General features: G+C 72.1%; 11 protein-coding genes. 5 read left to right on the forward strand and 6 right to left on the reverse strand.

Going from position 1 to position 13,030, the window contains the following annotated elements:
* Positions 1-4: 4 nt before the first annotated feature.
* Positions 5-1,342, reverse strand: coding sequence for a sensor histidine kinase (locus M4V62_RS09900; RefSeq protein ID WP_249592765.1), 1,338 nt, complete (start codon positions 1,340-1,342; stop codon positions 5-7).
* A gap of 687 nt (positions 1,343-2,029) precedes the next feature.
* Here M4V62_RS09900 and M4V62_RS09905 point away from each other — a divergent pair.
* Together M4V62_RS09905 and M4V62_RS09910 are read left to right on the forward strand one after the other, a co-directional pair.
* Positions 2,030-3,115: an ABC transporter permease gene (locus tag M4V62_RS09905; RefSeq protein WP_249586871.1), complete on the forward strand. Its 1,086-nt coding sequence runs from the start codon at positions 2,030-2,032 to the stop codon at positions 3,113-3,115.
* Positions 3,112-3,813 (forward strand): ABC transporter ATP-binding protein, encoded by a 702-nt coding sequence (locus tag M4V62_RS09910; RefSeq protein ID WP_249586872.1) that lies wholly within the window; start codon positions 3,112-3,114, stop codon positions 3,811-3,813. Before M4V62_RS09905 ends, M4V62_RS09910 begins: the two co-directional genes overlap by 4 nt.
* Positions 3,814-4,359: 546 nt before the next feature.
* Here M4V62_RS09910 and M4V62_RS09915 read toward each other — a convergent pair.
* Positions 4,360-4,896, reverse strand: a complete 537-nt coding sequence (locus M4V62_RS09915) for a universal stress protein (protein WP_347277110.1) — start codon at positions 4,894-4,896, stop codon at positions 4,360-4,362.
* Positions 4,897-5,016: 120 nt separating this feature from the next.
* Between M4V62_RS09915 and yczR the strand changes: the two genes are divergently transcribed.
* Positions 5,017-6,483, forward strand: a complete 1,467-nt coding sequence (yczR, locus tag M4V62_RS09920; protein WP_249586873.1) for a MocR-like transcription factor YczR — start codon at positions 5,017-5,019, stop codon at positions 6,481-6,483.
* 52 nt (positions 6,484-6,535) lie between these two features.
* Here the strand turns inward: yczR and M4V62_RS09925 are convergent, their stop codons facing one another.
* A complete protein-coding gene (locus M4V62_RS09925) occupies positions 6,536-6,850 on the reverse strand; it encodes a DUF5955 family protein (protein ID WP_249586874.1) in 315 nt (104 codons plus the stop codon).
* A gap of 210 nt (positions 6,851-7,060) precedes the next feature.
* Here M4V62_RS09925 and M4V62_RS09930 point away from each other — a divergent pair, with 210 nt between their 5' ends.
* Positions 7,061-7,660 (forward strand): nucleotidyltransferase family protein, encoded by a 600-nt coding sequence (locus M4V62_RS09930; RefSeq protein ID WP_249586875.1) that lies wholly within the window; start codon positions 7,061-7,063, stop codon positions 7,658-7,660.
* 226 nt (positions 7,661-7,886) lie between these two features.
* Positions 7,887-9,506: a malate synthase A gene (gene aceB, locus M4V62_RS09935; RefSeq protein WP_249586876.1), complete on the forward strand. Its 1,620-nt coding sequence runs from the start codon at positions 7,887-7,889 to the stop codon at positions 9,504-9,506.
* 116 nt (positions 9,507-9,622) lie between these two features.
* On the opposite strand, the gene M4V62_RS09940 is transcribed toward aceB, so the two are convergent.
* From M4V62_RS09940 to M4V62_RS09950, 3 genes are read right to left on the reverse strand one after another with little or no spacing between them, the layout of a single operon-like run.
* Entirely contained in the window at positions 9,623-10,528 is a 906-nt protein-coding gene (locus M4V62_RS09940) for a HipA family kinase (RefSeq protein WP_249592767.1), read from the reverse strand.
* Positions 10,529-10,579: 51 nt separating this feature from the next.
* Positions 10,580-12,076, reverse strand: coding sequence for a cytochrome P450 (locus M4V62_RS09945; RefSeq protein WP_249586877.1), 1,497 nt, complete (start codon positions 12,074-12,076; stop codon positions 10,580-10,582).
* On the reverse strand, positions 12,073-13,026 hold the full coding sequence (locus M4V62_RS09950) for an SDR family NAD(P)-dependent oxidoreductase (RefSeq protein WP_249586878.1): 954 nt from the start codon (positions 13,024-13,026) through the stop codon (positions 12,073-12,075). The genes M4V62_RS09945 and M4V62_RS09950 overlap by 4 nt, the downstream gene beginning before the upstream one ends.
* Positions 13,027-13,030 lie beyond the last annotated feature (4 nt).

Consider the following 13,030-nt stretch of genomic DNA (forward strand, 5'->3'; position numbering starts at 1 on the left):
GCGCTCACAGCACGGCCTCCGTCGGACCGGCTCCCGCCGGAACGGTCCCCGTGGCAACGGCTGCGGTCGTTACGGCTGCCCTCGGAACTCCTGCCTTCGGAGCTCCTGCCTTCGGAACTGCTGCGGTCGGAAGCGGCAGCGTGACCGCGACGGCCGTCCCCTGCCCCGGCGCCGACTCCACGCTCAGCGTCCCGCCGAGCGACCGGGCCCGCGCCCGCATCGCGGGCAGCCCGAAGCCCCCGTCGTCGCGGCCCTCCCCGCTCCCGCGCGGCGCGGACGCCGGATCGAAGCCCCGCCCGTCGTCGACCACGTCCAGGGACACCGACGTCTCCATGAAGCTGAGCGTGATCTCGGCGCGCCCCGCGCCCGCGTGCCGGACCGTATTCGCGAGGGCGGACTGAGCGGTGCGGAGCAGCGCGACTTCGTACGGGGTCGGCAGCTCGGTGGGTGTGCCGCTCACCGTGAACTGGACGTGGACGTCCGAGCCGGGCGAGCCGGATGCGGCGGACGCGGACGCGGAGAGCCGTTCCAGCGCTCCGGCCAGCGAGCCGTGCTCCAGGTCCGGCGGGCTGAGGGCCCGCACGAAGCGCCGTGCCTCCGCGAGGTTGTCCTGTGCGGCGGCACGGGCCTGCTCGATGTGCGGCGCGGCGGGCGCTCCCGCGGGCAGCGCGCGTTGCGCGGCGCGCAGCAGGAGCTGGATGGAGGAGAGCCCCTGCGCGAGCGTGTCGTGGATCTCGCGGGCGAGGCGCTCGCGCTCGGCGAGGGTGCCCGCGGTCCGCTCGGCGGCGGCGAGTTCGGCCCGGGTGGCCATGAGCTCGTCGATCAGCTGCCGGCGCCGCTCGCTCTCCCGGTACAGCGCCTCGTACCCGAGGACCGTGGCGATCGCCATGGCCGCGCCGAGCAGCGGCCCGATGAAGCTGCCGGGGGACATCGGAGAGCCGTGCAGCACGAAGCTGGCGATGGCGGCAGCGGCGGTCAGCCCGACCGCGGGCAGGGCCCAGCGCAAGGGCAGCAGATGCAGCTGCAGGAAGTAGAGGGGGAAGGCCGTCCACAGCCCGTCCGGCGACAGCACGAGCAGCGCCGCCCAGCACACGCCGAGCGCCGCGAGCCACCCGGCCGCCGCGCGCTGCGACCGCGCCACGGCCGGGCTGAGCGTGCCCGCCGCGTAGACGCCTCCCATGGCAACCACCACTCCCACGACGGCACCGCCGCCCTGGGACACCCCGTCGGCCACGGCCCGCACCAGGGCAAGCGCAAGCAGCCCGGCGAACAGCCCGTGCAGACAGAGGCGCAGGGCCAGAGCCACGGGGGTGGTCCGGGAAGGGAGTCGGGAGGGGGCCATGGAGGAGGGCAGGGAGTCGGCGGAGAGCATCGGGGCCTCGGTCGGGGGCGGGAGCGGGGGCTGGGACTGGGAGTGGGACTGGGCGAGGTCAGGAGCGGGGGCGGGGCGGGGCGAGGTCAGGAGCGGAGTCGCGGGCCCGACGCGTCCCGCGGGCCGTCCCGCGGCTCCGACCGGGGCCGCACCGCGACGCCGACCCCGACCCCGACCCCGCCCCCGGGCTGGGCCTCGGACCGCGCCGTCGGCCGGGACTCGGCCTGCGGCACAGGTCGGAGCGCGGCCCGACACGGGGACTGAGGACCGACCCCGTGGGTGGACGGAAGCCCGACCCGGTGGGTGGACGGAAGCCCGACCCCGTGCCAAGCCGGAGCCCAACCCGGTACGGAGGCCGGAGCCAACCCAGTACGGAGGCCGGAGCCCAACCCAGTACGGGAGGCCGGAGCCCAACCCAGTACGGGAGCGGGAGCCCGACCCGGTACGGGAACGGGAGCCCGACCCGGTACGGGAGCGGGAGCCCGACCCGGTGCGGGGCGGAGGACCGGTGGAGGTGTTCATCGGACCCTCCAGCGTAGGCGCAGCCGCCCCACCTTCCGTCAACCGAAAGGTTGATCGCGGGCTCCCCCCTTCGATTCGGGTGAAGCGTGCTGTGGCGCGATGCCCTGGCGGCGTGCCCGGAAGGAGGGTGGGGTCATGTTCGTCGCATGGAGAGACCTTCGGTTCGCCAAGGGGCGGTTCGCCCTGATGGGAGCCGTCGTCGTGCTCATCACTCTGCTCGTGGGGCTGCTTTCCGGGCTCACGGCCGGGCTCGCGAGGGAGAACACCTCAGCGATCACCGGCCTCCCCGCCGACCACCTCGCCTTCGCCGCGCCGCCGCCCGGCCAGTCCGCCTCCTTCACCAGCTCCCAGGTGGAACAGCGCGCCTGGGAGTCCTGGACGCGACAGCCTGGCGTACGGTCCGCCGAGCCCATCGGCATCAGCACCCTCAACGCCACCGCGGGCGACCGCTCGGCCGCGGTATCCGCCTTCGGGGTCGAACCGGACTCCGGTATCGCGCCGAAAGGCCTCGCACCGGGTGAGGCCGTGCTCTCCGAGAAGGCCGCTGCGGACCTGGGCGTCGGCCCCGGGGACACGGTGCGGCTCGGCGGCAGCGGGGTCGAGGAGCGGGTCGCGCGGGTCGCGTCGGACGCCTCGTACAGCCATACCCCTGTCGTGTGGACCGCGCTCGACGACTGGCAGGGGCTCGGCCACCGGGGTACGTCGATGGACGAGCAGGCCACGGTCATCGCGCTGCGGACCGGCAGCGGGTTCGATCTCGCCGCCGGGGACGAGGCGGCGGGCACGGAGACGAAGTCCCTCGACGGCGCGCTGACGGCCATCGGCTCCTACCAGGCGGAGAACGGTTCGCTGCAGCTCATGCGCGGCTTCCTCTTCGTCATCTCCGCGCTCGTCATAGGAGCGTTCTTCACGGTGTGGACGATTCAACGCGCCGGTGACATCGCGGTGTTGAAGGCGCTGGGCGCGTCCACTCCTTACCTGCTCAGGGACGCACTCGGTCAGGCGGTGCTGATGCTCGCCGCCGGGACCGCCCTGGGGACGGGGATCGCCGCGCTCGTCGGTTCCGCGATCAGCGGCGGCGACGTCCCCTTCGTCCTCGATCCGCCGACCGTGCTGTGGCCCGCCGCCGTGATGATCGCCCTCGGGGCGTTGGGCGCGGGCCTGTCCGTCCGGCGGATCACCGCCGTAGATCCGCTGACCGCGCTGGGGAGTGCCCGATGAGTCTGACCCTCGAAGACATCACGCTGACGTACGCGGACGGCGAGGGGCGGCTCACGGCGCTCGACGGGGTCGGGCTCGACGTCCCCGCCGGGACCCTGACGGCGGTCGTCGGCCCGTCCGGCTCCGGGAAGTCCAGCCTGCTGGCGGTGGCGGCGACGCTGGTCACCCCGGACCGGGGCCGGGTGGTGGTCGGAGGTACGGAGACGGGTGCGCTGTCGGCGGCCGAGCGGGCGGAGCTGCGGCGGCGGAGGATGGGGATCGTCTTCCAGCAGCCGAATCTGCTGGCGTCGCTGACCGCGCTTGAACAGGTGGAACTGATGGCGCGCATCGACGGGCGCGGACGGGGACGCGGACGCGGACGCTCCGGCGAGGTACGGGAGCGGGCGCGGGAGCTCCTGGACACCGTGGGCCTTGCGGGGCTCGCACACAGGCGCCCGCATCAGCTGTCGGGCGGCCAGCGCCAACGGGTCGGCATCGCACGGGCGTTGATGAACGAACCGGCGGTGCTCCTGGTCGATGAGCCGACCAGCGCGCTGGATCACGAGCGGGGCGCGGCGGTCCTCGAGCTCCTCGGGCGGCTCACGCGGGAGTGGGGGACGGCAACGGTCCTGGTCACGCACGACCGGGAACGCTTGTCTTTCGCCGACCGGGTGGTGGAGTTGGTGGACGGGAGGGTGGGGGTCGCGAGCGTCTCCTAGCCCGTCCGTCCGACGGTTGAGGACGGACGGGGAGGACGGGACCGGACGGGGAGGACGGGACCGAACGGGGAGGACCGGACCGAACGGGGAGGACCGGACGGACGGGGGCGGTGGGGCAGCCCGCCGGGCGCATGACGGCGAACGCGGCAGAGCGGGCGACCAGCCGCCGGCCGTCAGGTGGAGCAGGGACGCCAGCCCGCCCGGCACACCACAACGAACTCACCGCAGCAGGCGACCAGCCGCCGACCGTGCAGGCGGAGTGGGGATTTCAGCCCGTCCGGCGTTTGAGGACGAACCCGGCGCAGCCGGTCATCAACCCCAACCACAGGCCCCCGGAGCAGAGACCTCAGCCCGTCCCGCACCTCAGGACGAACCCGGCGCAGCCAGTGGTCAACGCCAGCCACGAACCCCCGGAGCAAATACCTCACCCCGCCCAGCACCTGAGAACAAACCCAGCACAGCCAATCATCAACGCCAACCACAAACCCCCGGAGCAAATACCTCACCCCGCCCAGCACCTGAGAACAAACCCAGCACAGCCAATCATCAACGCCAGCCACAAACCCCCGAAGCCGGGAGTTCGCGAAAGGGTGGGCCCGGGGAGAAATCCTCCGGTCTGGCCTTTCGCAGTGCCCTTCGCATGCCCCGCGGCACAACAGGCCCCGGCACCACCATGACCCGGCACCCCGCACGCCCCTGCACGTATCGACGCACCCTTCCCCGCCCCCACCCCCACCCTTTTCGCGCACCCAGGACGACAAGATCCTCCGCCGCCCCGGCGAAGTCGCACACCGCCCGCCCCGCAGCGCCCCGTACCACCCACCGCTCCACCACGACCCCCTCCGGCGCCCCGCCGAACACCTCCTCAAACGCCCGGTCGAGCCGCCCCCGGGCCTCCGCCTCCCAGTGCCGGGCCCACGCCCGGTCCGGGCGCCGCGCGTACAGCCCCTCCCCCTCCGGCGGCTCCCACGCGATCATCGCGACCAGCACACGACCGGCCCTCCGCGCCTCCTCCACGCCCACCCGCAACGCCGCCAGACTCGCCGGCGACCCGCTCACCCCCACGACGACCCGCGCTCCCACGGTCGGCCCCTCTCCCTCGTGGCCCTCACGGACCTCGTTCCACCAGGCCAATCCGGCCCGCTCCCCCGGAGTCTGTACGCTGATTGGCCTGGCCAGGAGGGCCAATCAGCGGGAGGTGGCATGGCAGACGTACGCGTGGTCCATGAAGTGGACCGGCGGCTCGGCAGCAGGCAGCTGTCCCAGCTGGTGACCGGTACCGCCGGCGACCACCCCGGCTACCGCGCCCTCGCCCACGACATCCGCACCCTCCTCCTGGACGGCCGCATCCCCCTGCACACCCGGCTCCCCGCGGAGCGCGAGCTCGCCACGGCACTCGGTGTCAGCCGGGCCACCGTCACCGCCGCGTACGACCTCCTGCGCGAGGGCGGCTACGCCCGCAGCAGGCGCGGCGCGGGCACCTGGACCGAGCTGCCCGACGGGCGCCGCCCCTCCAGCGTGGCCGCGTTCCCGGCAGGCGACGGGATGCTCGACCTGGCGGTGGCCGCCCCCGGCGCACCCGAGGCGGAGCTGACCGACGCGCTCGCCGCCGCGGCCGCCGCACTCCCCCGGCACGCCTCGACACCGGGCTACCACCCTTACGGGCTACCGGAGTTGAGAGAGGCCGTCGCCGAGCGCTTCACGCGGCGAGGTCTGCCCACTCTCCCCGACCAGATTCTGATCACCACCGGCGCCCAGCACGCGCTGTCCCTCACCCTCTCCCTGCTCGGCAGGCCCGGCGACCGCATCCTGGTCGAGAACCCCTCGTACCCGAACGCTCTCGACGCGATCCGCCGCGCAGGGCTGCGCCCCACTCCCGTGCCGGTCACGGACACCGGCTGGGACACCGACCTCGTCGAGTCGACGCTCCGTCAGGCCGCGCCCCGCATGGCCTACTTGGTGCCCGACTTCCAGAACCCGACGGGCCGCCTGATGCCCAGGGAGCAGCGCGTACGCATCCTGGAGACCGCCCGCGCCACCGGCACCTGGCTCGTGATCGACGAGACGATCGCCGACATCGCCCTGGACGGGCCCGCCCCCGCGCCCTTCGCCTCGCTGGCCCCGCACGGCGTGGGCGAGCAGGTCGTCACCGTCGGGTCGTTGAGCAAGACGCACTGGGGCGGGCTGCGCATCGGCTGGGTACGGGCGGGCTCACGGCTCATCACGGAGCTGGCGACCGCGCGCGTCCCCTCCGACATGTCGACCCCGGTGATCGAGCAGCTCGTCGCGCTGCATCTGATGGGCAGCATGGACGACGTACTGCGCGACCGGCTGCCGCGCCTGCGCGCCCAGCGGGACGCGCTCGGCGCCTCGCTCGCCCACCATCTCCCCGAGTGGCGCTGGCGGACGCCGCCGGGCGGCCTGTCGTTCTGGGTGGACCTGGGCCGCCCGGTCGCGTCGGCCCTGGCCCGTGCGGTGCTCGCCCACGGCGTACGCATCGAGGGCGGCGCCCGCTTCGGCGCGGACCCCGGCACGCACGAGCACCGGCTGCGGATTCCCTACACACTGCCCGCGGCATCGGGCGAGGAGGCCGTCCGGCGCCTTGCCGCCGCGCTCGGCGGGGACATGGGCCACGAAGCCACCGGCAGTCCCCGGCACTGGGTCGCCTGACGCGTCGCCTGACGCGCGGCTCACGGCGCCCCGCATCGACGGGACGGCCTTCTTACCTGGCCCCGGGCTCCCCGAAGAGCTCCACCGCACACCGCACCGCCGCGAGGCCCGTGGCCAGCGCGCTGACGGAGCCGATCGCTCCCGCGACAAGGAGCAGCGACCGCCGCAGCCTCGGCACCTCCGGGGCGCCGCTCAGCGCCATCGCGGCCAGGGCCGCGAGCTCGTCCTCGGCGATGCCCCGGTCCGGGAACTCGACCGGATGCGCGGCGAGCTCACGGCGCAGCCGCGACACCGCGGTGCCCAGCTCCGCGACGCGCGGATCCTCATCACTGCCGGTCACTTGCCTCTGCCCCACGCTCCGCAACACAGCTCTCCCCCTCGCACGACGTCGTGCGCATGTTCTCGTGCAGATCTTGCCGACCCCACGACGGCGTTGGTCAGACGCCTGGGGGCCGCGGGCCAGTAAACGCCACGGGAAGCAGGACGCGCCACTTTCTGACCGGAAGACACCGCCCCGGTCGGGGAAGGCTCCTCCGCCTTTCGCGACGGGGCGCGCAGGGTGCGGTATGCAGGAGCCATGACGAATCCGATGATCGCCGGGCTTCTCCTCGCGGCGGGCGGCGGGCGGCGCCTCGGCGGCCGCCCGAAGGCGCTCCTCGACCACCAGGGGCGCCCCCTCGTGGAGCACGCGGTCCGCGTACTGCGCGAGGGCGGGTGCACGCGCGTGCACGTGGTGCTCGGCGCGGACGCCGATGCCGTACGCGAGAAGGCCTCGCTCCCCGGCTGCGTACTGATCGACAACCCCGAGTGGGCGGAGGGGATGGGTTCGTCGCTGCGGGCGGGCCTCGCATCCCTGCGCGAGGATGCCGCCGACGCCGACGCCGCGCTCGTCTCGCTGGTCGACCAGCCGGGCATCGGCCCGGCCGCGGTGGCCCGCGTCCACGCCGCCTACCGCTCGCCCGCCACTCTCGCGGCGGCCGCGTACGACGGGGAGCGCGGGCACCCCGTGCTCTTCGGCTCGGACCACTGGGCGGGCATCGCGGCGAGCGCGGTGGGTGACCGCGGGGCGCGCGCCTATCTGAAGGAACACGCCGCGCACATCGCACTGGTCGAGTGCGGGGACGTGGCCCAGGCGTACGACATCGACACACCCGCCGACCTGATCCACCTTGAGTGACCGGCATGGCACTCAGCGACACGTTCTGTCGATGAAGAGAATCTCGACATCAACAGACGATTGAACTTCCACTATGAGGAAACTAGTATCCACTGTTCAGAAGCACCCGTTCCCTCAAGTGGGGCCCACGGCCGTATCTCGGCTCCGGTGGCACTGAGTGTCACTGCGAATGCCCGGCGGTCGCCAAGGCACCACCTGTGAAGCTCGCTGAAGGAAGTGACAGCTCATGTCCGCACCAGCGCAGTCCCCGCTGGCCATCGTCGACGCGGAGCCTCTGCCGCGGCAGGAGGAGGTCCTCACCGACGCGGCCCTCGCCTTTGTGGCCGAGCTGCACCGGCTCTTCACGCCCCGCCGTGACGAGCTCCTCAGCCGCCGCGCCGAGCGCCGCGCCGAGATCGCAAGCACCTCCACGCTCGACTTCCTTCCCGAGACCGCGGCGATCCGCGCGGACGACTCCTGGAAGGTGGCGCCGGCCCCGGCGGCCCTGAACGACCGCCGTGTCGAGATCACCGGGCCGACCGACCGCAAGATGACCATCAACGCCCTGAACTCGGGCGCCAAGGTCTGGCTCGCGGACTTCGAGGACGCATCGGCGCCCACCTGGGAGAACGTGGTCCTGGGCCAGCTGAACCTCACCGACGCCTACGAGCGCCGGGTGGACTTCACGGACGACCGCACCGGCAAGTCGTACGCCCTCAAGGACGCCGACGAGCTCGCCACCGTCGTCATGCGCCCGCGCGGCTGGCACCTGGACGAGCGCCACCTCCAGTTCGAGGGCCAGCCGGTCCCCGGCGCGCTCGTCGACTTCGGCCTGTACTTCTTCCACAACGCCAAGCGCCTCATCGAGCTCGGCAAGGGCCCGTACTTCTACCTCCCGAAGACGGAGTCGTACCTGGAGGCCCGCCTCTGGAACGACATCTTCGTCTTCGCGCAGGACTACGTCGGCATCCCGCAGGGCACCGTCCGCGCCACGGTCCTCATCGAGACGATCACGGCCGCGTACGAGATGGAGGAGATCCTCTACGAGCTCCGCGACCACGCGTCGGGCCTGAACGCGGGGCGCTGGGACTACCTCTTCTCCATCGTCAAGAACTTCCGTGACGGCGGCTCGAAGTTCGTCCTGCCGGACCGCAACCTCGTGACGATGACGGCCCCCTTCATGCGGGCGTACACCGAACTCCTCGTCCGCACCTGCCACAAGCGCGGCGCGCACGCGATCGGCGGCATGGCGGCGTTCATCCCGTCCCGCAAGGACGCGGAGGTCAACAAGGTCGCGTTCGAGAAGGTCAAGAACGACAAGGACCGCGAGGCGGGCGACGGCTTCGACGGCTCCTGGGTCGCGCACCCGGACCTGGTCCCGATCGCGATGAAGTCGTTCGACGCGGTCCTCGGCGAGAAGCCCAACCAGAAGGACCGCCTGCGCGAGGACGTCTCCGTGGCCGCGGGCGACCTGATCGCCATCGACTCCCTCGACGCGAAGCCCACGTACGACGGCCTGGTCAACGCCGTCCAGGTCGGCATCCGCTACATCGAGGCCTGGCTGCGCGGCCTCGGCGCCGTCGCCATCTTCAACCTCATGGAGGACGCGGCCACCGCCGAGATCTCGCGCTCGCAGATCTGGCAGTGGATCAACGCGGGCGTCGTCTTCGAGAACGGCGAGACCGCCACCGCGGACCTGGCCCGCACGGTCGCCGCCGAGGAACTGGCCGCCATCCGCGCCGAGATCGGCGACGAGGCCTTCGCGGCCGGCAAGTGGCAGCAGGCCCACGACCTCCTCCTCCAGGTCTCCCTGGACGCGGACTACGCGGACTTCCTGACGCTCCCGGCGTACGAGCAGCTGCGCTGATTTCCCTGCGGAGTTCATGACGAGGCCCCCGGCACCGCACAGCGCCGGGGGCCCAGTCATGGGCGCGCCCCGAAGGGGCGCGGGGAACTGCGCGACCAGCCACAAACGGCCCGCAGCTAGCCGATGTGCCGCGACCAGTCCTGTTCGGCCGCAGGCTTCCCATGCAGATCGGGCACCCGCTTCAACCAGGCCGGACGCCCCTTCTCGGTAACGGCAGCACGCCGGGCATCGGCAGCCGCAAGCTCACCCCGGCTGGGGAAGTCCCTGGGCAGCCACGCAGCGGAGGAGCGGACACGGGCCAGCAAGAAGGCCACGTACGCCTCCCGCACCGCCGCGGGGGACGAGAACCCCGGCTCGGATGCCAGCCACGCGTCCGGCACCAGGGCGACGATCTCGCGGAGAGCGGCCTCCGTGACGAGCGGAGCCAGCTCCGCATCCGCGGCAACCGTGTCCGGCCCATAGCCCCCCAGGGCGTGATGGCGGAAGTCGTACACCTTGTCCGGCGCGGACGCGCCCCAGCGGTGGTGGAAGACCAGAGCCGCGCCGTGGTCGATGAGCCACAGCCTCGGCGGCTGAATGCCGAACGTGGGCCAGACCATCAGGTTCGAACTGTGCACCGTGCGGTCGACGTTGGCGGTGAGGGCGTCGAGCCACACCACCTTGCCCGCCTCCAGCGGGTCCACGTCCAGCGCCTCGGGCGTGAAGTCCACCGCACCCGGCAGGAGGTCCATGCCGAGGTTGAGCCCGGCGCTGGCGTGCAGCAGGTCCTGGACCTCCTGGTGCGGCTCGTCCGCCGCGACCGTCGGGTCGAAGTGGACCAGGACGAGCTCGGGGAAGCGCAGGCCGAGGCGGCGGGCCAGTTCGCCGACGATGATCTCGGCGACCAGCGCCTTGCGGCCCTGCGCGGAACCGGTGAACTTCACGACGTACGTACCCAGGTCGTCGGCCTCGACGACGCCGGGCACGGAGCCCCCGGTCCGCAACGGGTTCACATACCGGACCGCAGTGACTTCTCTGAGCACTTCCCCAGGTCTGAGCACTTCCCCAGGCTATAGGGCGTCACCACCTCGTCATCAGCCGCCCGAGCCGCCGGTGACCGGGCACTTCTGCGCGGCCTCGGCGGTGTCGTGCCCGACCGTGGCCGTGACCGTGGGTGCGGGCGCGGGCGCGGTGCGGCTCCCCGCTCCCCTGCCTTCGCGTGCCGTCAGGCGCACCATGACGTCCTGCAGAGGCCGCAGCGAGATCACAGGTGAGCCGTACTGCAGGGAGTGGCCCGGGATCATGCTCAGCTTGAACCGTTGGTTGATCATCGTGACGATGGTCCGCAGTTCGAGCAGCGCCATGGTGTTGCCGATGCACTGGCGCGGCCCCGCGCCGAACGGGAAGTAGGCCATGCGCGGGCGTTCCTTCACGGCCTGCTCGGTGAAGCGGTTCGGGTCGAAGGCCAGCGGATTGTCCCAGTGCAGCGGGTTGTGGTGGGACACGAGCGGTGACAGGAGGATCGACGAGCCGGCTTCGATGTCGTAACCGCCCAGGCTGTCCGCCTCGACGGCGGCCCGGGGGAAGATCCAGATCGGCGGGTGCATCCGCAGGCTCTCGTCCACCACCATCCTGGTGTACGTCAGCGCGTCCGTGTTCTGCCGGTCCGGCAGGCCGCCGCCCAGGACCTGAGCGATCTCCGCGTCCAACTCCTCCTGCACGGGCGGGTGGTTGGCGATCGACAGCAGGGTCCAGCACAGCGACACCGCGGTCGTCTCGTGCCCCGCCAGGTAGATGGTCAGGAGCTCGTCGCGCAGCTCCTGATCCGTCCAGGGCTCACCGGTGACGGGGTCCTCGGCCTGCTCCATCAGGGAGATCAGCGAACCCTCGCCGGTGCGCCCGTAGTTCTCCCGTACATCGGCGACGATCTTGTCGAAGACGCGGTGGATGCGGGCGATCTTGTGCTTGCGGTCGGTCGGCAGCCAGGACGGCAGCATCTCGGACGGCGTACCGCGCCGGAACATCACCTCGACCACGTCGTCGACGATGTGCTTGAGCACCTTGGACGAGGGCTTGATGTCGTAGGCGAACAGCGAGCGGCTGAGCGTGATCAGGGTGAGCCTGAGCATCTCGGTCATCAGGTCGACGGGCTCGTCGCGCGCGGCCTTGGCCTCCCACTCGTCGAGCATCTCGTTCGTGGCGGTGACGATGTTCGGGACGATGTCGAGGATGGTGTTCTTCTGGAACGCGGGCTGGACCGCCCTGCGGTGGCTGCGCCAGTAGTCTCCGTCCGAGGTGAGAAGACCCTTGCCCATGACGACGCTGAACTGCTCGTACAGCGGGCCGCGCACGTAGTTCCCGTTGTTCTTCACCAGGACCTGCTGCACCGCGTCGGGCCCCGTGACCTGATGGACCGTCATCGGGCCGAGCCTCATGCGTACGGTCTCACCGTAGTCGCGCTGCAGGCCGAGAAGGAACTCGGCGGTGTTGCGGCGCCAGGAGCCGAGGCTGCCGAGCAGCGGGACTCCCTTGGGGCCGGGAGCGCGGGCGGCGTCGCGGGGCGTGGTGGCGGGGGCTGTGGTGGCGGTCATCGGCGTTCTCCTTCGTGACGGGGCTGCGGGGACGGCGGCGTGGTCCGGCGGGCTTCGCCGATCGGGGTGGCCGCACGGGCGCCGCGGCGGGCCTCGTCGCGGGGCACCGGGAACACCCGCCGCACGAAGAGGTTGTCGAAGACGACGTCCGGAGCGAGGCGGCGCAGGAGGAGGGTGCTGCGGGCGAGGAATCCGACGGGCCTGCGGGCGCTCGGGCGGGCGCTGCGGACCGTCCGCTCCACCACCCGGGCGACGTCGTCGGCCTGGATGGCGAACGTTCCTGCCAGGCTGCGGCGGCTGCCCGTGTAGATGGCGTCGAAGTACTCGGCCGTCTGCCGGCGGAACGCGTCGTAGTCCTTGCCCGCGGACTTGAAGTTGGCCACGTAGGTGGCGCCGAAATCGGTCGTGCGCACCGGTCCCGGCTCGATGAGGACGACCTTGACGCCGAAGTCCGCCACCTCCAGGCGCAGGGCGTCGCTCAGTGCCTCGACCGCGTGCTTGGACGCCTGGTAGAAGCCACCGCCGGGGACCGCGTAACGGCCGAAGATCGACGAGATGTTGACGATGGTTCCGCGCCGCGCGGCCCGCATCGCGGGCAGCACGAGCTGGCTGAGGCGGGCGAGCCCGAACACATTGGTCTCGAACTGCCGCCGCATGTCGTCGAGTCCGGCCTCCTCCACGACGCCCGACATCGCGTATCCGGCGCTGTTGACCAGGGCGCCGACCGAGCCGTGTTCGGCCTCGATGAGGTCGACGACCTCGCGCATGCTCGCTTCGTCGGTGACGTCAAGGCGCAGTGTCCGGATCCCTTCGGCCGCCAGCGGGGCAAGGGTTTCCGGCCTGCGCGCCGTGGCGTACACGGTCAGACCGGACCGGTGCATCCGCAGGGCGCAGGCGCGGCCGATCCCGGAGGAACAGCCGGTGATGAGCACGGGCAGGGGTGTCGTCATCCCA

Origin of the sequence: Streptomyces durmitorensis (genome assembly GCF_023498005.1) — a bacterium.
In the GTDB taxonomy this organism is placed as follows: Bacteria; Actinomycetota; Actinomycetes; order Streptomycetales; family Streptomycetaceae; genus Streptomyces; species Streptomyces durmitorensis.

Bases quoted from the DNA above. Each gene is read 5' to 3' on its own strand.
- yczR (WP_249586873.1), top strand. From the start codon at position 5,017: ATGGCAGACGTACGCGTGGTCCATGAAGTGGACCGGCGGCTCGGCAGC.
- aceB (WP_249586876.1), top strand. From the start codon at position 7,887: ATGTCCGCACCAGCGCAGTCCCCGCTGGCCATCGTCGACGCGGAGCCT.
- M4V62_RS09945 (WP_249586877.1), bottom strand. From the start codon at position 12,076: ATGACCGCCACCACAGCCCCCGCCACCACGCCCCGCGACGCCGCCCGC.
- M4V62_RS09930 (WP_249586875.1), top strand. From the start codon at position 7,061: ATGACGAATCCGATGATCGCCGGGCTTCTCCTCGCGGCGGGCGGCGGG.
- M4V62_RS09950 (WP_249586878.1), bottom strand. From the start codon at position 13,026: ATGACGACACCCCTGCCCGTGCTCATCACCGGCTGTTCCTCCGGGATC.
- M4V62_RS09910 (WP_249586872.1), top strand. From the start codon at position 3,112: ATGAGTCTGACCCTCGAAGACATCACGCTGACGTACGCGGACGGCGAG.
- M4V62_RS09905 (WP_249586871.1), top strand. From the start codon at position 2,030: ATGTTCGTCGCATGGAGAGACCTTCGGTTCGCCAAGGGGCGGTTCGCC.
- M4V62_RS09900 (WP_249592765.1), bottom strand. From the start codon at position 1,342: ATGGCCCCCTCCCGACTCCCTTCCCGGACCACCCCCGTGGCTCTGGCC.